Origin of the sequence: Enterococcus avium (assembly GCF_002891025.1) — a bacterium.
Classification (GTDB): Bacteria; Bacillota; Bacilli; order Lactobacillales; family Enterococcaceae; genus Enterococcus_A; species Enterococcus_A avium.
On the sequence record NZ_NBSL01000002.1, the window covers coordinates 2,727,137 to 2,747,658 of the forward strand.

General features: G+C 36.3%; 10 protein-coding genes and 2 pseudogenes. 4 read left to right on the forward strand and 8 right to left on the reverse strand.

Going from position 1 to position 20,522, the window contains the following annotated elements:
* Positions 1-41 precede the first annotated feature (41 nt).
* From esp to AUF14_RS13715, 4 genes are all read left to right on the forward strand, one after another.
* A complete protein-coding gene (esp, locus tag AUF14_RS13700) occupies positions 42-6,476 on the forward strand; it encodes a repetitive surface protein Esp (RefSeq protein WP_102866092.1) in 6,435 nt (2,144 codons plus the stop codon).
* Positions 6,477-6,609: 133 nt separating this feature from the next.
* Positions 6,610-7,953, forward strand: a complete 1,344-nt coding sequence (locus AUF14_RS13705; RefSeq protein WP_002372121.1) for an NAD(P)/FAD-dependent oxidoreductase — start codon at positions 6,610-6,612, stop codon at positions 7,951-7,953.
* A 111-nt stretch (positions 7,954-8,064) separates the two neighbouring features.
* Entirely contained in the window at positions 8,065-9,468 is a 1,404-nt protein-coding gene (locus tag AUF14_RS13710) for a glucosaminidase domain-containing protein (RefSeq protein WP_033647039.1), read from the forward strand.
* A gap of 417 nt (positions 9,469-9,885) precedes the next feature.
* Positions 9,886-10,101: a hypothetical protein gene (locus tag AUF14_RS13715; protein WP_002346911.1), complete on the forward strand. Its 216-nt coding sequence runs from the start codon at positions 9,886-9,888 to the stop codon at positions 10,099-10,101.
* Between the two features lie 85 nt (positions 10,102-10,186).
* On the opposite strand, the gene AUF14_RS13720 is transcribed toward AUF14_RS13715, so the two are convergent.
* From AUF14_RS13720 to AUF14_RS13755, 8 genes and pseudogenes are all read right to left on the reverse strand, one after another.
* The gene (locus tag AUF14_RS13720; RefSeq protein WP_002346910.1) at positions 10,187-11,098 is read right to left on the reverse strand and encodes a conjugal transfer protein; all 912 of its coding nucleotides are present in this window, start codon (positions 11,096-11,098) and stop codon (positions 10,187-10,189) included.
* 18 nt (positions 11,099-11,116) lie between these two features.
* Positions 11,117-12,121 (reverse strand): bifunctional lytic transglycosylase/C40 family peptidase, encoded by a 1,005-nt coding sequence (locus AUF14_RS13725; RefSeq protein WP_002346909.1) that lies wholly within the window; start codon positions 12,119-12,121, stop codon positions 11,117-11,119.
* Positions 12,118-14,241, reverse strand: coding sequence for an FUSC family protein (locus tag AUF14_RS13730; RefSeq protein WP_002346908.1), 2,124 nt, complete (start codon positions 14,239-14,241; stop codon positions 12,118-12,120). The genes AUF14_RS13725 and AUF14_RS13730 overlap by 4 nt, the downstream gene beginning before the upstream one ends.
* 4 nt (positions 14,242-14,245) lie before the next feature.
* A pseudogene (locus AUF14_RS13735) lies at positions 14,246-15,475 on the reverse strand (ATP-binding protein); the annotation flags it as partial.
* Between the two features lie 90 nt (positions 15,476-15,565).
* Entirely contained in the window at positions 15,566-17,368 is a 1,803-nt protein-coding gene (gene ltrA, locus AUF14_RS13740; protein WP_002303686.1) for a group II intron reverse transcriptase/maturase, read from the reverse strand.
* A 692-nt stretch (positions 17,369-18,060) separates the two neighbouring features.
* Positions 18,061-19,305, reverse strand: a pseudogene (locus AUF14_RS13745) (ATP-binding protein); the annotation flags it as partial.
* Entirely contained in the window at positions 19,292-19,681 is a 390-nt protein-coding gene (locus AUF14_RS13750; protein WP_002346906.1) for a conjugal transfer protein, read from the reverse strand. The pseudogene AUF14_RS13745 and the gene AUF14_RS13750, both read right to left, overlap by 14 nt.
* Positions 19,682-19,763: 82 nt before the next feature.
* A complete protein-coding gene (locus tag AUF14_RS13755) occupies positions 19,764-20,354 on the reverse strand; it encodes a hypothetical protein (RefSeq protein WP_227656346.1) in 591 nt (196 codons plus the stop codon).
* Between the last annotated feature and the right edge of the window lie 168 nt (positions 20,355-20,522).

A 20,522-nucleotide genomic window follows, 5' to 3' on the forward strand; every position in this document is an offset into this window, starting at 1 on the left:
TCTTACTAGGAAAATAACTATTAAGGGAGTTGATTTGAATAATGATTAGCAAGAATAATAAGAGAGTATTTCTAGAAAAAACAAAGAAACGAGTATTGAAGTACAGTATCAAAAAATTAAGTGTTGGGGTTGCATCTGTTTTGGTTGGTGTTGGTCTTGTCTTGGGAACAACTGAACTAGTTAAAGCACAAGATGAAATTTCTCCAAGCACCCCACTTGAAACAGCGATAAGCTCCGTACAAGTAGGTGACAAAGTAGCTTCGGGGAATACTTTTCAGGAGAATCCTGGTTATACGAAAAATTATAACTTTTCGGATTTACAATTTAGTCCTCAAGAACTAACTGGAGACACACTAAAAGGCAATACAATTGGATTTGAAGTTTACGGAAAACATAATATTGCTGCTTCTACCGATAATTGGGAAATCCGCCTCCAATTGGATGAGCGATTAGCCAAGTACGTTGAAAACATTCAAGTAGATTCTAAAAAGGTTGCGGGGATTAGTTACAGAAGAACTTTTGTCCGAATCAATGATTCATTAGGTAGACCCACGAACATTTGGAAAGTTAATTATATTCGTGCAAGCGATGGATTATTTGCTGGGGCAGAAACAACTGATACACAAACTGCTCCTAACGGGGTAATTACATTTGAAAAGAATCTAGATGAGATTTTTCAAGAAATTGGTGAAGATAACCTTAAGAGTGATCGTTTGATGTATCGAATCTATCTGGTAAGTCATCAAGACAATGATAAAATTGTACCTGGTATAGAAAGTACTGGTTACTTTATAACAGATCAAGATAATTTCTATAATAAGTTAGACGTATCTGAAAATAATCCTGATCAATTTAAACACGGATCGGTAAGTACCAAATACGAGAAACCAAATGTTCAAACGAAAGATGGATCGGGGTCTACTGGTGCTAATGGCGCTATAATCTTGGATCATAAGTTAACAAAAGAGAAAAATTTCTCTTACTCGGTTTCTGCAACGGGAACGCCTTGGTATGCTAACTACAAAATTGATGAACGTTTAGTTCCGTATGTAGCGGGTATACAAATGCATATGGTTCAGGCTGATCGAGTAGTATATGACGTTTCATTTGAATCAGGAACAAAAGTAGCTGATTTAGCAATCGAGCGACGGGAAGGTCATGAAAATTATGGTGTAGGTTCAATAACTAATAATGATTTGACTAAACTTATCGATTTTTCTAATGCAAGTCCACGTCCAGTTGTTATTCGTTATGTTCTTCAATTGACTGAACCATTAGATGAAATTTTAGCAGAAATGAAAACAGCTGCACAAGTTGAAGGAAATGAACCGTTTGGTGAAGACTTCATCTTTGATTCTTGGTTGTCGGATACGAATAAAAAATTAATCCAGAACACTTATGGAACAGGTTATTATTATTTACAAGATATTGATGGTGATGGAAACCCTGACGATAAAGAAGAGAGTGGAGACACGAATCCATATATCGGGAAACCTGAATTAGAAGAAGTATATGATGTTGATACAACAGTTAAGGGGAAAGTATTCATCCACGAGTTAGCGGGAACAGGTCACAAAGCTCAACTTGTTGATAAAGAAGGTACTGTATTAGCAGAAAAAACTATTGCTCCAAATGAAAAAGATGGAGCTCCAATTTCGGATACTGTAGAATTTGAATTTACGGGTGTGGATTCAAATAAATTAATTGCGAAAGATGAATTAAAAGTTCAAATCGTTTCTCCAGGTTTTGATAAACCAGAAGAAGGTTCAACCGTTATCAAGGAATCACCAAAAGCGGTTGATAAACAAACCGTGGTAGTTGGATTTAAACCAGATGCTAAAGAATCAATTCGGAATAATAAAAACTTACCTGAAGATGCAGAGTATTCATGGAAAACAGAGCCTGATACTTCTAACGTTGCTGATAGTACGAAAGGTATTGTAACTGTTAAAATCGGAAATCGAACTTTTGACGTAGATGTAGAGTTTGCTGTAAAAGCTTCTCAAGCTATGGAAAATGATGCAACATACGTACCTATAACAACAACCCCAGAAACGACAATTCAAAGTGGTAAACCTACATTTGATAAACCAGATGTTCCTCTAGCTAACGATGCCTTTTCAATTTTAGATGTTTATAATAAGGACTTCGGCAATGCAAGTGTTGACGCAAATACTGGTATTGTTACATTCACTCCAGCCAAAGGGGTAGGAGAAACGGAACCTATTACTGGAACAATTCCTATCAAAATTGTTTACCAAGATGGTTCTGTAGGTACGACCGATTTGGCAGTAACTGTAAGTAAAGATATTTATGAAAATCCAGGAGAAAACATTCCAGCAGGCTACCACAAAGTAACCTTCACCGCAGGGGAAGGAACAAGTATTGAAAGTGGAACAACAGTCTTTGCAGTGAAAGATGGCGTAAGCTTGCCAGAAGATAAACTTCCGGTGTTAAAAGCAAAAGATGGATATACAGATGCGAAATGGCCAGAAGAAGCAACCCAACCAATTACGGCAGATGATACAGAATTTGTATCAAGTGCAACAAAACTGGATGATATCATTGAAAATCCAGGAGAAAACATTCCAGCAGGCTACCACAAAGTAACCTTCACCGCAGGGGAAGGAACAAGTATTGAAAGTGGAACAACAGTCTTTGCAGTGAAAGATGGCGTAAGCTTGCCAGAAGATAAACTTCCGGTGTTAAAAGCAAAAGATGGTTACACAGATGCAAAATGGCCAGAAGAAGCAACCCAACCAATTACGGCAGATGATACAGAATTTGTATCAAGTGCAACAAAACTGGATGATATCATTGAAAATCCAGGGGAAAACATTCCAGCAGGCTACCACAAAGTAACCTTCACCGCAGGGGAAGGAACAAGTATTGAAAGTGGAACAACAGTCTTTGCAGTGAAAGATGGCGTAAGCTTGCCAGAAGATAAACTTCCGGTGTTAAAAGCAAAAGATGGATATACAGATGCGAAATGGCCAGAAGAAGCAACCCAACCAATTACGGCAGATGATACAGAATTTGTATCAAGCGCAACAAAACTGGATGATATCATTGAAAATCCAGGGGAAAACATTCCAGCAGGCTACCACAAAGTAACCTTCACCGCAGGGGAAGGAACAAGTATTGAAAGTGGAACAACAGTCTTTGCAGTGAAAGATGGCGTAAGCTTGCCAGAAGATAAACTTCCGGTGTTAAAAGCAAAAGATGGATATACAGATGCGAAATGGCCAGAAGAAGCAACCCAACCAATTACGGCAGATGATACAGAATTTGTATCAAGTGCAACAAAACTGGATGATATCATTGAAAATCCAGGAGAAAACATTCCAGCAGGCTACCACAAAGTAACCTTCACCGCAGGGGAAGGAACAAGTATTGAAAGTGGAACAACAGTCTTTGCAGTGAAAGATGGCGTAAGCTTGCCAGAAGATAAACTTCCGGTGTTAAAAGCAAAAGATGGTTACACAGATGCAAAATGGCCAGAAGAAGCAACCCAACCAATTACGGCAGATGATACAGAATTTGTATCAAGTGCAACAAAACTGGATGATATCATTGAAAATCCAGGAGAAAACATTCCAGCAGGCTACCACAAAGTAACCTTCACCGCAGGGGAAGGAACAAGTATTGAAAGTGGAACAACAGTCTTTGCAGTGAAAGATGGCGTAAGCTTGCCAGAAGATAAACTTCCGGTGTTAAAAGCAAAAGATGGTTACACAGATGCAAAATGGCCAGAAGAAGCAACCCAACCAATTACGGCAGATGATACAGAATTTGTATCAAGCGCAACAAAACTGGATGATAAATCTGACGCTGACAAGTATAATCCTGAAGGTCAAAAAGTGACTACAGAATTGAATAAAGAACCAGACGCATCTGAGGCAATTAAAAATAAGAAAGATTTACCAAAAGATACTAAGTATACTTGGAAAGAAAAAGTAGATGTTAGCACAGCTGGAAATAAAAAAGGTACTGTTGTAGTGACATATCCAGATGGATCATCTGATGAAGTTGAAGTGGATGTTACAGTGACAGACAATCGTTCTGACGCCGATAAATATGAACCAACAGTAGAAGGCGAAAAAGTAGAAATTGGAGGCACAGTAGATTTAACAGATAATGTTACTAATTTGCCAACATTACCAGAAGGAACAACAGTAACAGATGTTACTCCTGGCGGTACAATTGATACCAACACACCAGGCAATTACGAAGGTGTCATTGAAGTAACGTATCCAGACGGTACGAAAGATACAGTGAAAGTTCCAGTAGAAGTGACAGACAATCGTTCTGACGCCGATAAATATGAACCAACAGTAGAAGGCGAAAAAGTAGAAATTGGAGGCACAGTAGATTTAACAGATAATGTTACTAATTTGCCAACATTACCAGAAGGAACAACAGTAACAGATGTTACTCCTGGCGGTACAATTGATACCAACACACCAGGCAATTATGAAGGTGTCATTGAAGTAACGTATCCAGACGGTACGAAAGATACAGTGAAAGTTCCAGTAGAAGTGACAGATAATCGTTCTGACGCCGATAAATATGAACCAACAGTAGAAGGCGAAAAAGTAGAAATTGGAGGCACAGTAGATTTAACAGATAATGTTACTAACTTGCCAACATTACCAGAAGGAACAACAGTAACAGATGTTACTCCTGGCGGTACAATTGATACCAACACACCAGGCAATTATGAAGGTGTCATTGAAGTAACGTATCCAGACGGTACGAAAGATACAGTGAAAGTTCCAGTAGAAGTGACAGATAATCGTTCTGACGCCGATAAATATACACCAATGGTAGAAGGCGAAAAAGTAGAAATTGGAGGCACAGTAGATTTAACAGATAATGTTACTAATTTGCCAACATTACCAGAAGGAACAACAGTAACAGATGTTACTCCTGGCGGTACAATTGATACCAATACACCAGGCAATTATGAAGGTGTCATTGAAGTAACGTATCCAGACGGTACGAAAGATACAGTGAAAGTTCCAGTAGAAGTGACAGATAATCGTTCTGACGCCGATAAATATGAACCAACAGTAGAAGGCGAAAAAGTAGAAATTGGAGGCACAGTAGATTTAACAGATAATGTTACTAATTTGCCAACATTACCAGAAGGAACAACAGTAACAGATGTTACTCCTAGCGGTACAATTGATACCAATACACCAGGCAATTATGAAGGTGTCATTGAAGTAACGTATCCAGACGGTACGAAAGATACAGTGAAAGTTCCAGTAGAAGTGACAGATAATCGTTCTGACGCCGATAAATATGAACCAACAGTAGAAGGCGAAAAAGTAGAAATTGGAGGCACAGTAGATTTAACAGATAATGTTACTAATTTGCCAACATTACCAGAAGGAACAACAGTAACAGATGTTACTCCTGGCGGTACAATTGATACCAACACACCAGGCAATTACGAAGGTGTCATTGAAGTAACGTATCCAGACGGTACGAAAGATACAGTGAAAGTTCCAGTAGAAGTGACAGACAATCGTTCTAATGCAGATAAATACAATCCTGAAGGACAAAAAGTGACGACAGACTTAAATAAAGAGCCAGATGCATCTGAGGGAATTAAGAACAAAGAAGATTTACCAAAAGGAACTACTTATGCTTGGAAAGAGAAAGTAGATGTTAGCACAGCTGGAAACAAAAAAGGTACTATTGTAGTGACATATCCAGATGGATCATCTGATGAAGTTGAAGTAGACGTTACAGTGACAGATACTCGTTCCGATGCAGATAAATACAATCCTGAAGGACAAAAAGTGACGACAGACTTAAATAAAGAGCCAGATGCATCTGAGGGAATTAAGAACAAAGAAGATTTACCAAAAGGAACTACTTATACTTGGAAAGAAAAAGTAGATGTTAGTACAGCTGGAAACAAAAAAGGCACTGTTGTAGTAACATATCCAGATGGATCTAAAGAAGAAGTAGAAGTTACTATTTCTGTAGTAGATAAAAAAGCACCGAATAAACCTCAAGTTGATCCTATTACAGAGGGTGACCAAATTGTTACTGGTAAAACTGAACCAAATGCAGAGGTAACAGTTACATTACCAGACGGAAGTCAATACCATGGGACAGCTGATAAGAATGGTAATTTTACAGTTAAAGTTCCTAAATTAGAGGCAGGGACAAAAGTGAGAGTAACTGCAACGGATGAATCTGGTAATACTAGTGAACCTACTAATGTAGTTGTTTCTTCCAACAAAAAAGACAGTGGAAAAAACGGTAGTAAAGGTAGTAAGACGGACAATCAAGATGGCAATAGCAATCAAGACAAAAATAGAGGCAAAAGCCAGTCCTCAAAAGTTTTTCCTAAGACGGGAGAGAGTGACAGTAATATCTTTACTATTAGCGGTGGTTTAATACTGTTAGGAACGTTAGGATTATTAGGGTATAAAAATCGAAAAAAAGAGAATGAATAGAAAATCAATTTCTTAAGTCTTCTCTGAGAAGAGGAAGAATCTTTTTCTTCCTCTTTTTGCTTTTTTATGATGGGAAATAAGTGTTAGTTAAAGATGAATATACTTTTTATAGAAAGGAAAAGAATGTAATTAAGTGGAAAAAATAGTAATTATTGGTTCAAACCATTCAGGGCTAGCCGCAGCTCGATTTCTAAACTTAAGCGATTCAAATTATGAAGTTATTCTAATCGATAAAAAATCAGAAATTAGTTACTTGGAATGTGGGACATCGTTATTTATAAAAGGAGAAGTAAGTAATTTAGAAGATCTTTTTTATCAAAATAGAATGACACTAAATTCTGAGATAAAAAAGTTATTTCTAGAGACAGAAGTTGACAAAATTGATATTCAAAATAAAAAGATTAGTTGTGTAAAAAAAGATGGCACAAGATTTTCCCAAGAATATGACAAACTTATATTAGCTACAGGTTCAAAGCAAATTATGTTAGATATACCGGGGAATAATTTAGCTAATATTTTTTCGATAAAGAATTTTCCAAATGCCAAAGAGATTTTCAAAGCTTTAGATGATAATACTATTAAAAAAGTAGGTATTATTGGAGCAGGATATATTGGAGTTGAAATTGCTGAAGCTATAAGAAAAAGAGGGAAAGAAGTATATCTTTTCGATGTTGCAGATAGAGTGTTGTCGACCTATTACGACCGTAGTTTTTCAGATAAAGTTGAAGAAATACTATCAAAAAACGGGATACATCTTTGTCTATCAGAAAGTCCTAAAAAGTATTTAGGAAAAGAAAAGATTGAAAAAATAGTGACTACAAGAGATAACAAATACGCTATGGATATGGTCATACAAGCTATAGGATTCCTATCTCATAGTCCAATAGGAAAAAAGGAGTTCTTGAGAGATGTTAGTGGAGCATATCTAACGGATGAATACCAACAAACAAATATAAAAGACATATATGCTATTGGAGATTGTGCTACAACTTTTTTTACATCCATTAATAGAAGTAGCGTTGATTTTTCTATCTCTAATGCTCTAAGAACGGCTTATATTGCAACTCAACATATTAACGATCAAAGTTTTACACCTTCGGGGTCTCAATTCACAAATGGCTTTTCTATATTTGGTTACAATTTTTATGCAGCAGGTTTGAATTTAAAAACAGCACGCTTATTAAGCGAGGCTATAGATTATATAGAAATAGAAGATTATATTAGACCGATTTTTTCTAAAACAAACAATATTGTAAAATTAAGAATTAGTTTTGAAAAAAAAGCAAAGAGAATAGTAGGTGTACAATTTTATAGTCAAGAAGATCTATCTGGATTATTGACAATGTTCTCTCTTGCTATAGAAGAACAAATTACATTAGACAAATTGAAAATGTTAGATTATTTATTTCATCCTAGTTTTAGTCAACCCTATAATTTTATTTTAAAGGCAGTAACAGGATTAAATAGTGGAGCATAATCGTTACTAAATGAAATCAAGAAATATACTGTATTACTCAATTCATTGAAAATATTTGTCATATTTTTTAATAGAAAACACTATTAAAGAAAAAAAAGAGAGGTAAATCAAATGAAAAAATCTTTAAAACTTGCATCAGCAGTTCTATTAATGTCCCATCTCCTTATAGCAACACCTTTCCATGTGTTGGCAAGCGAAAATTCAACATACAAAATTGCAAAAGAAAGAACCAAGACGACTGAAATGAGTAATTCCGATGTAACAGCAGAGGGTAGTGAATTTTCAACAACTTCATCAAGTGAAAGTAGTACGACTTTAAATGCTGAGTCTTCAACAACTTCATCAAGTGAAAGTAGTATGACTTCAAATGCCGAGTCTTCAACAACTTCATCAAGTGAAAGTAGTACGATTTCAAGTACCGAATCTTCAACAACTTCAAGTAGTACAAGTGAAATAACTTCTTCGAAAGTTACAAAGCCAAACCATATAGAGTCTTCAAAAAAGGAAGCGCCAAAAACGGAAGGACAAACAAAAACTTTTTCGACATCACAGCAAATAGAATCAACAGAAACTTTCCAATCACAACCAGTACTATCTGGTAATGAAGAAATTCATTTTGACAAAAATGAGTCTGTAGAAAATTTTATTATGAAAATTGGTGATTCTGCGAGAAAAATTGGTCAGAAATATGATTTATATGCTTCTGTTATGATTGCACAAGCAATCTTAGAATCTGCCAGTGGTCAAAGCCAATTAGCTCAGGCACCGAATTACAATTTATTTGGGATAAAAGGAACTTATAATGGAAGCTTTGTCATAATGGTAACAAACGAAGATTTGGGTAATGGAACGCTTTATAAGACTCAATCGAAATTTAGAGTGTATGAAAACTATGAGGAAAGTTTTGAAGATTATGCCAAATTATTAACTAAGGGAATTAGTGGAAATAAAGATTTTTATGCCGGAGCATTAAAAGCTAATAGTAAAACATATCGAGAAGCAACTAAATTCCTTACAGGACGGTATGCAACAGATACTCAATACTATTTAAAGCTAAATGGATTAATTAAAACCTATGATTTAACTGACTATGACAAAGAAGTTCAAGGACCACAAATGAATAAGAACGGATATCAAATACCTATTCATAATTATTCAATATCTAGTTTGTTTGGAAATCGTGGAGATGAGTTCCATCGAGGACTTGATATGGCAGCTGCACAAGGTGAACCGATTCATGCAGTTAAAGCTGGTAAAGTTATTAAAGCAGAGTTTCACTATTCTTGGGGAAATTACGTTGTTATACAACACGAAGATGGATCAACAGCGTTATATGCTCACCAACAACAATACTTAGTAAAAACTGGAGACAACGTTGTGCAAGGACAAATGATTGGCTATGTAGGAAGTACTGGGAATAGTACAGGACCACACCTCCATTTGGAAATTTGCAAAGATAGTAGTCTTTCTCAAAGCATGTTAGTTGATCCGAAAACCTTATTATTTGGGAACTAAAAAGAAAAAGAGCATTTTATTAGAAGTATGGATTAGGGAATATAGTAGTAGTGGGCTCTAAAGATTATGAAATCTTTAAGAGCTCTTTTTAAGACGATTGTTTAAAACGAATTAACCAAGTAGGAGCTTTCCTAGAATTTATAAAATTATAGTTTCTTGTATGACATGTATATAGCATGCTAAAATACCAATAAATAAGGTTTAAGATAAACGCAAAAAGTCGAAAAATTAACACTTATTTTGTGATATTAATTTTAATTTGCAAAACAAGCTATATGGAAAAAGTTTAAACTTTTTCTAGAGTCCCTATTACTAGTTAAAAAGACCACTGTAGTCCTCTGATAAATCATCATAAAGACCACAGTAGTCCCCTTAAAGTTTTTCCAAATTAACTATCTGAGAAAGGAGAGAAGATTTTTGAATCAAGAAATAGCTGATATTAAATTAATCAAAGAAGTTTTACAAGAATCTACCGCAAACGCGATAGCATCTGGATCAGGGATTAGCTTAAGTACAGCAAAAAAACTAAAAAGTGGCGAGAGAAATGTAGAAAAACTAAATCTTTCTGATGCAATAAAAATCACTGAGTTTGCTATTAAGAATAGGCATGTGAAAATTGAAATTTGGAAATGACGGATACAACTATTATAGTTTTGTTTTTTCTAAGTATCATATTTATGAATATGCTTTTGCTAAACATCTAATTATAGATTAATTTTTATCCAATATCTATAATTTTCCAATTTTTTACCTTTTGGAGAGTAAGGGTAAATTCAAAGATATTGCTTACTTTAGTTGTATTATTAAGATACTTAACAAAAATTTCTCCTTGAATTTCTTTTCCTTTCAGTTTAAAAGTAGGATTAACCAATTCAACTAATTTCAAATTACTATTAATTGGCTGAACTGCTTTGTTTTCAACATAGTATTCAAGTTCCTTTTCCGATGCTGATGGATACAGTTTAAAAAAGGTCTCTAAAAAATCGGTGACTTCTTCCGTGGTTTTAGCATCAATGTCAGATTCGATTCCTATTTGTTTTGATTCATATTTTGCCTTTTCTGGCTTTGCAATCATAGTAGGCAAACTCGTTACTATATGGCTCCCATTTTCATCTTCAAAGATTGTCACTCGATATGCAGAAGAAATTGATTGTGTCTTTTTTCCCTCTGTAATCTGTTGCTCGACTAAAAATGAAACGATAAATTCTTCCGAGTGTTTTTCAACATCTAGAATTTTTATAGATTGAACTTCGGAACTCGTGGGAATATCTGCTCGAACCATATCTTGGCTTAAAGCGAGACCGTTTTCTGTAAGGTACTGTTCGAGATTACTCATTCTCTTTTCAATTGCTTCCTTGTTATTTCTCCATGAAAAATATTCTTTCGCAAAATCCTCTGTAAAACTTTCAACGCCTGAAGTATTCACTACCTTCTCTTTTATAACTACTTTTTCATGAGTCGTATGCTGATCAATGGCTGTGAAATTTCTGTAGATTCCAAAAGCAAGGCTACAAGACAATAAAAGCCAAAGAGCAAGCACCATTTTTCGATGCTTGCCCACTGAAATGACTCGTTCTTTATTCTTTTTTGGGCTCTTTTCCTTTTGATTCCGTTCAATTTTTATCTTCATGTTTTTTCCTCTTTTCTCTTATTTGTACCGTCCAGCACCGATAAGATGCTGCTGCCAATAGCTTTCTGTTAGATTTGTCCAGCCCACTGGATCTCCTGCATGAAACATGCGATTCTCTCCTGCATAAATACCGACATGGGTCACATAAGTACCGGCATCATAAGTCGAATGAAAGAAAACCAAATCACCTGGTTTGGCATCTTTTACATCAATATGGGTCATGGCATTATACTGATCTTGAGCCACCCGAGGAAGTTTCAGACCAACTTTGGCATAACACCATTGAGTCAAGCCACTACAATCAAACCCAGTTTCGGGACTTGCTCCACCAAACACATAAGCCGTTCCTTCATACTTAAACGCCTCATCAAAAATCCCTTGGACTGTTTTATCATCAAACTGTGTTGTAGTTAGGTATTGCTTCACTAATAAGCAATAAAACATATTGCCATAGTTATACCGCCACCCACCATTTTTCTTAATCGCTATGGGATTAGGGTAATCAACTTTTTGGCCGCTCGATTTTTCCTTTGAAAAAGATTCGGCTAAAGCAAAATTATGCTTCTTCCCGTTTTTCGCGACATGATCCAGATACCCGCCACCATAGTTATACGCTTGAATAATGCTATCTTGATCACACCCTAGTTCTTTGGAACGCTTAACCAAAGACGCAAAATAGAGACATCCTTGTTTGATGGATGCCTCGGTACTTAATGAATTCGGTGGCAACCCGGCTGACTCCGAACTCTGCATCACATCTTCCATTGTGCCACCAGATTCCACTTGAATAATCGCCAAAAGAATCAGGACATATTCTGAGATGTTTGATTCCTTGGCATATTTTTCCACCATTGCTCGGTGTTTCAAAACTTCTTCTGAGACATTACTTCCCCCAGAAGAAGCACCTGAACTATTACTTCCTTCACTGTCTTCCCCAAACAACAAGCCCACACACATCAAGACGACCATAAAGGAGAGTGTCAAGATGGTTAACGAAATGATACTTAATTTCTTTACATTCATTTTTTCTCACCCGACCTTGATTTTGGACGAGGGTTCATTCTTTTTTGTACTTTTTGATTGGTTCGCTTGGGCAGAGTAGACCTCTGTTTCACTTGTTGGAAAGAATTTTTCTTACTTGATGGTTGACTTATTCTTTTTGAAACAATTTCATGACTAGATAGTTTTCGTTTGATTTCGGGATTCGGATTTACTCTCACAATCTGTTTTGGTGCTTCTTTTTTTGGCGCTCTATCTTTTTGAGGTTGGCGCTCTGGTTTTATCGAAACATTTTCCCTTCTTTTCTTATGACGATTACCGGTTTCGTTCAATACTTTGCGCTTTTCAGCCATTTTTTCATCTCTATGTTGTCGTTGTTTTTCTCTCAACTCCGCTCGATTTGCTTTTTCTTGGACAAGTCCGCGCTTGAATTCTTTCGGTGCTTTTTTCGTCTTTTCAATTCCTTTGTGGAAGTTGTATTTCAAGTTGGTCGGCGTATTCCTTACCTGATCCCTTACTTGTTTAGTCTTATCTTTCACCAAAGCTTGGGTATCCAGAACTTTGCCCATTTTTCTCCCAGCCAAATTCATTCGGGATTGTTTCTTATTATTTGAAACTGGATTCTCCTTAGTCGAGTCAGATGGTACCTCGTGATCGTTAGGTAATCGTGAATTCTTTCGTAGAGAAGAACCGGATGGCTTAAATTTGGATTTTGATTGTTCCTTTTCCAACTTATGTCCAACTGCTGCACCACCGCCAAAAGCCAGAGTTCGGATCACATTTCGATTGAGTTGCCGCAATTTACGGTTCATCAACATGTGCGGTTTCCGCATGATGCGCCTTCCCATTGACTGACTATCATTGCTTTGGAGATTGAACATACTCATGATGTCACCTAATTTGAAATAGATACCGGCAAAGGTCACGATTTGCAGGAACGCAACCATAAAGAAAGGATAGGTAGCTGAAATATTGAAAAACATGGTGGAGATACTAAAAGCAGTCGTAATGACTAAGGTAACTCCCGCTCGCATCATAATCGTATTGAATAAACGAATAATCGCCTTCTTTCCCAAGCTCTCATAAGTTGGTAACATGGATAACAGAAAACTAATTGGCAGAAACATGGCGAAAATGATAAAGAGAATTTGGGAGAACAACATAATCCCCGTCAGTAAGAAGACAAAGAATGAGATACCAATATTAAACAACACCAAAAAGACCACGGTCCCTAGTCGGTTCATGGTCTTTGTAATACTTAGATTCGCGTTGTCATTGTCTTCAATTTCAGCTTTTACCGCTTCTTCTCGATCCTTTCCCTTATTTTCATCTGGACTCACAGATAAAATTTTATTGACCCGGTCTTCACCAATTTCTTCTATGTTGGAATCATCAAATTGCAACAAGAGCCAAGGTTGTCGGACTTGAATAGAAAACAAACTATCACGAATCAAATCCACACTGTCTTTTCCTTTGCTTTCCGAATTCGGCACAACGAGCTCTGTTCCGAGACTAAGAGCCGCTTCACTAACATCCGAACTAAAGTTATTGATTTTTGTGATATAGGTAGGCGCATACGCGATAAAGGAACCAGAGAGAAGGAAGATCGTTACAAAGTTAATGACAGCCCGGACTGCTTTGGTAGCTTCTCGCTTTAATAGTCCGATATACGCCACATAGACTCCTAGAGCTAAAATCATTAATAATAGAAATCCAAAATAGAAACCCGAGACCTGTAATCCATTTTCAGTAATACCGGCTAGCGTTTGGATATTTTTCCCAATACTTTCTGCCGTATCCGAAATAAAATCTAATTTGTACGCTTCTTGTACCACATACCCGGTCGCATTTGATAAATACAAACTAACGGTCCAAATGAAATTTGTAATGGCGTAGAGACCGTACATCACACTCTTTCCTAACCCATCGCCCCAGTTCCAAGGCAGCCAGCCCCACGAACTATCTACAAAGAAATCCAATTGATAGTTATCAAGTGAATATTGAGAATAGAGATTGCCAGATTTAACGGTATCATCAACTAATCCAGTTGCTTCCGCTACTGTTCCAATCAGACTCAAAAGAAGTAAAATGGTGCAGAGACTAATTGCAATTATTCCCACAATCCGTAAAAGTTTCTTTTTCATCTCCTCACTCCATTCTCTTTTGAACAGGCGGGCGTGTATCAAAAGCATGGAAGAGTTCTTCAAAGACTGGATGCACTTGTACCACACCAACGCGACCATACAAGTCCTGCATCAAACATTGCCCATTTTCCAAATCTCGCAGACGCTTTTGATTGCTTTCATCTTCTTGATCAAGACCAAAGAATTCGAGTGTCTTCTTGATTTCATGAATATCTGTGCTTCGAAAGGCAAATTTCAGCCCAATGTTGTTTTTCAGACGTTCATCTAATAAATCATCACTATTTTGAGTGACAAAGTAAACGCCGGCATTCATAGCACGGCCAGCACGAACTAGTTTATTCGAAAGAGTTTTTCCTTGTGCGACTTGAAGGAAGCTCCAGGCTTCATCCAAATCCACGATTTTGAAAATTTCTCGATTGCTATGAATAAAATCCAAGGCAAATGTGGAGATAACAATCAACATGGAAACACTAAGCAATTCCATCGTAGTGTACTCTTCAAATGTAGTCTCCGCATCCGGCAAAACCAAATCTGCCACCTGAATGATATTCAATTGTTTCTCTAAACTAATCGATTGTGTAATTGAACCATCTGAAAAAAGTAAATGCGCAAAATCATAATCGGTAAACGATTCAATATGATCAGCAATATTTTCCGCAACTGGTGTCCCATCATTTCGAAGCTCGGTAATGACTTGTAACAACCCACGTTGATTGCTTTGGGTAACGGTTCGAATAGCTTTTCGTAAAACGGGAAATTTCTCTCCATCCCGACTAGAAATTCCAGTTAGAAAAGTCAGAATATCAATTGCTAGACTTTCAGAATCCTTCTTTTTCTTCATGATCACATAGGGATCAAGTAACCCTTGATTTTCTGGTTTACTGGTTAGGTTGAGGATATTAATTTCACTCGCAATTTCTGGTAAGGTTTCTTTCCAGCTACCACGCTCTCCTTTGGGATCAACAATCACCGCTTGACCGCCAAACAGGACAGCATAGTAAACTAAAAGATTATTACTAAAGGATTTCCCACCACCAAGTGAACCAAGAAAAGCGGCGGCCAGTGCATTGGTGACGGAACCTTTGACCCCTTGTGAAGCCAATGCCGGTTTAAGATAAACATTGCGTCCAGTATCCACATTGTAGCCAAAATAAATTCCCTCCAATTCTCCTAACATTTGGGTTGCCCCAAAGCCAAGCCCAGCAAGAAAATCAGAAGTAAATAGCGATAGGTAACCCTTTGAAGTTATCTCTAGGTTTTCCCCCGCTCCACACCGTACGTGCAACTTTCATCGCATACGGCGTTCCAACTTGTTCGTATTTCTTTAGTGAAATTCAGTTAAATTACATTCTAAACGATATTTGTTTAACTTCTTCATTTGCTTATTTGTTAGTTGAAGAAGTTGTAGATACTCTTTAATCGTTTCTTTTGTTTTGGCATGGATGAGTCTGTGTACCCATTTATGGATAATAACTAGGTTATCAAACTCATCTGTACCCCCAAATTTACGAGGAATAATATGATGACAATGAACATCTTGCGTTCTTAGAAAAATCCCTGTAACGGAACATTTTCCATTTTGCATAGAATATCTTGACAGTCGATTGTCTAAGTATTCAAGACTTTCATCTGTTTCCATCGTACTAAGGGTAACCAATTCAGAATAAACCGAAGGTTTTAATTTCCTCAGTTTAGCCAATCGTCCATCTTGCGTATAGTTGTTGATGTGAGGTTTGAAAAATTCTAACCTTTTCCATTTCACGCTATCTAATGGAAATAAATAATTCTTCCTAACACAAAACGTTCTTTTTGTGAGAGGATAAAACTTTTTATACGTAATGGGTGGGCTTCTAGGGATTTCATATTTTCCGAATGGTTTTAAACGATTATATAGTGCTGGTAAGCAGGAATAGTAGATAGAAGAAAAGTCATGGTTAATCAAGGTGGCTTTTTGATAATAATTCTGAATACCTCGTACATACTGGTTGTATTGGTTAACAGTTTTTCTAGTAGGAGATTTCTGAATTGCTTTTATCTTTTCTCTGATTTCCTTCTTAATTCTACTTTTTGATTTCTTTGAGACTCTCGAAACAGTAACATATTGTTGTTTCTTTTGTTTTATGACCTTTAGCTCGAATCCTAGAAATTCTGAATAATTTCTTCTAAGATTTGTAATTTTTGATTTGTCTGGTGAAATATCTAGGTTCAACCGTTGTTTAATATATCCCTTGACCGCATGATAGATTTTTACTGCATGTTTATGATTTGTTGTAAAGATTTTAAAATCATCACAATAACGTACGATGTGCATTTTCTTTAATTTCGACTTTACCAAAGCATGGTGCATATTATCTACACTGCTATATTTTCTTTTTGTTTGAAATGTTTCCCATTGATTGGCAATCCACCAATCTAAGTCATTTAGAACAACATTCGATAATAATGTAGATAACACGCCACCTTGTGGGACGCCAGAAGTGGAAGTGCCTTGTCCTGCTACTGTCACTTTTAACATTTTAGAGATTATTGCTAATACGCGTCGATCTTTTATACCGATGGTATAAAGCTGTTTGATTAACTTTCCATGATGGACGTTATCAAAGAATCCCTTAATGTCGACATCTACCACATGATGACATTTGCATTTATGTGCAATAAAATTACATCTTGCTATTGCATGTTCTGTAGAGCGATTAGGTCGGAACCCATAGGAATGTTTGAAAAATTTTGCTTCACATATGGGTTCTAACACTTGTTTAAACATTTGTTGTATCAAGCGGTCTTTCATAGTGGGAATGCCTAGAGGACGAGTTTTCCCATTACTTTTTGGAATGTTGACTCGTCTAACTGGCTGCGGCTGATAATTTTCAATTGTTTTTCGAATATCATTTACAAACTTTTGTTTGTTTTGAAATTTGAAATCACTGATTGTTTGATTATCTATCCCAGATGTTTTAGAACCAGTATTTGATTTAATAATTCTATATGCTAGTAGGATATTTTCCTCTGACATAATTATTTTATAAAGGTCAATACCTTTTGTTGCTTGTTTGCTACTTCTTTCATAGAGCCAATCAAAAGTTTCTTGCATTTGATAGTATTCATAATATCGTAATTCTGTACTCACTGATGGATTATTTCTCCTAACTTTAAAATTAGTCCCATCCTCTTACCAGATCTTGTGAGTTTCATTTAACTGTATTCACTTTTCAAAGAACAAGTCTTGGGGCTATCCCTCCACGTTGATTAGACGCTTCACAGGTACTGTGCCCCTACTCTCGCAGAAATTAAGGATTTTCGACTATTAGTCTTATATCCAACGCTCCAATAACAGTTGTTGAATAAGTGTTTTCTGTTTTCCTCGTTCCAGTTATTCTAGCCATACATCTATCCTTAGGTGCTTACTTTGAGCCTGAATATTATATAAGGTCATTGTTCCTTATCCCGAATTTCATAAATACGACTCTTACTTTTCGGTAATATTCGTTGCTTTTGCAACCCAATTATCTTTCGATAAAAGTCATCCTTTAGACCCGTACATTCGCAAGTTCGTCAGTTCCGTAGGAACATTCTCACCATAGATAGTTTGTGGCGTCCCGGCATATCCTTTACCATATAAGTTATTACTTACTTAGGTATTGTTCTGCCGACTTTACCTAGCTTCACACGAATATTCACTGTTATGAATATTCGCATGTAGGAGTATCAGACCAGTTGCTTCAACCAACTTGACGGTTTTCATTTCAACTGTGAAATAACTAGTTGTAATTATCTTTAGTTCTTGATAATTCTCCCATTTCATGCCTATGCACTTATAGGGAAACGAGTCGCACCATATTGGATATAGTCATTCATGTATCGCTTGCTAGCTGGCAAAAACTCTTCATGAAGTCCCATCATATCGCCAAAGGGACGAACCAATTTTACATTGGTATCATCATAAAAATCTAAAACCTCATCACACCGACGTTTTAATTCATCCAATGATTCTGCACTCACTCGAACAACATAGCTTAATTTGTACATGGATTCTTTGGATTGATCCAACGTTGTTTCTAGTTCATCCACGGAGTCCAACGCATCCAAGACATTGGAATTGGTTTCATTGTCGGACTGGTACGCATGGTTGTCTAAGTCTTTCAGTTCTTTTTTCTTATTGCGAACTGTCGCCAGTGCCTTTTTATTCGTCACGATTTCTACATTCATACTCGTGTCGATTGGGAAAGTGAATTGTTGTTGCTGGTAATAAAAGAGTTCAGAAGATGGAAACTCCATCTCACCGACAATCGTATTAATCGTTAGATAGGCCACATAAGATTCATGATTTTCATGTTCCATGTGTAAGTACCGAGGCTTCTCTTCAATCAAACAGCGACTTGGGCGAAGTAGGTCATAGCGCTTTATCAATGTTTCAGATTTTAGCTTTTTCTTAGACAACTGAAATTCATATTCTTCAAATGGTGTTCCTTTTTCTCCATAAATGTGTTCAATCAAATAAGTTAGATCACTAGGTGTTACTCGTCTTACTTTGAATCTACGAGCCAATTTACTTTCCATCAATTTTTCAAGCTTAGTATACCGGCGAATTTCTTCATTGGATAACGAAACAAAATCACCCATCAAATGATGATTCACTCCATAGACAAACTCTTGAAGTCCGGATAAAAAAGAGTTCTTGAGACTTTTCAGGTTTACTTCTTCGTCTGTGACAATCAGTTTGAAGCCAATAAAAAAGCGATAGTCAATTTGACTATCGCCAATCATCGATACCAATGCATCCGTCTGTAAGTCGATTCTCTGTTTTGCGACTTCTTTCAAACGACCAGTTATCTCTTTTTTCGACCGTTCCTGCGTGGCACGAATGCTGCTTTCTGTCGCAATTTGTAACGCATGAATCTTACCTTCACGATTTTGCGCAATCAATTGGCGAAAGTTATCGTGGACTTGATACTTCTGTTCAAGTGATAAGAAGGAGTAATTGTAAGGGACTAGTTCGTAGTAAGCAAAGCACTCTCCCTCTTGGTTAAAAACAAGATTATTTTCAATATATTTAATCGGGTACATAATTCACACTCCTCACTAGGGTGATTGGTTCATCCCATCGTTTTTTCTGTTCTTTGACTTTCTTTCCTGCAAAAGTAACCTTAAATCGCAAGTGATAACTAATAAAGGATCGTAAAAACCCTAATGGCTTCTTTCCATCAAAGGTCTTTTGCGACATAAACCAAGTGACTGCCACAGGTATGCCCAAGTATTTTAAAAATGCCCCCTCTATCATAGATAGTGGAGGCATATGAGCAAACACAATGACAAACAGCAAGGATAAGACAAACCAAGCCATTTGATTAAAGGTTACAGGAAAAGGCAGCTGAAAGTCATTGATTGCGTAAATGACTTTTTCAACTGCCCAGATACTGGTATAGCTTTTTATTTTTTTCATTAGTTTCACTTCCTAAAAAAGCGCCTGATAAAGACGACTCTGCATGAATATTAATTTTCTTTTTAAAAGTGTATTCCAACTTTCAATCTATCAACTGAGGTTTATCAGACCATAATCTGTGGATTTCTTGGTATCCAGCTGAAGTAATAAAAGTATATCTTTGTTGATATATTCTATCTTGAAAATCACTAAACCGTATTTTTATTTCCCATTTACTCACTGAATCTTTAGGGATACTCATTACTTCGTTATTATATTTCATCCAATATAATTCAAATTCTGTTTTTTTCCCTACTCTTAGAATATCTGTATCAATAGGCGCTGAAACTCCTAACGCATCCAGACTATCATCAATATGTTTTTGAGCCGAAAGTAATGATAATAGATTTACTTCATGGTCGTTTGTGTTGATAGTTTCTTCTAAATACACAAAGTCAATTGAAAAAGCCATTCCCAGACCTTCATTAATAAGCTCAAATGGTAATTTAAAAACATCATTTTCGTCAGACTTTACCATTTTACCAGCAAAACGGTGTTCAGATATTTTGGGTATAAGTTTTAAATAAGGGTAATAACTTAGACGGTCCTGCTCTTCATTTCTTTGTTTTTCATCAGCATATTGTTGCTTTGATAAATCAAGTGATTCCTCATGTTGTCTCTCTTGCTGTTTCATCGCTTTTTTATGTTGTTTATTTGTAAAAAAAAGTGTGATAAAACATACTGCAAATGAAGTTAGTACAGGGACAAATATGTCTATAAATGATTTAAGGTCAAAGTCAAAATTCATAATAATCATAACCTCCAGCATTATATATTTATCAATAATTATATCCCTAAACCT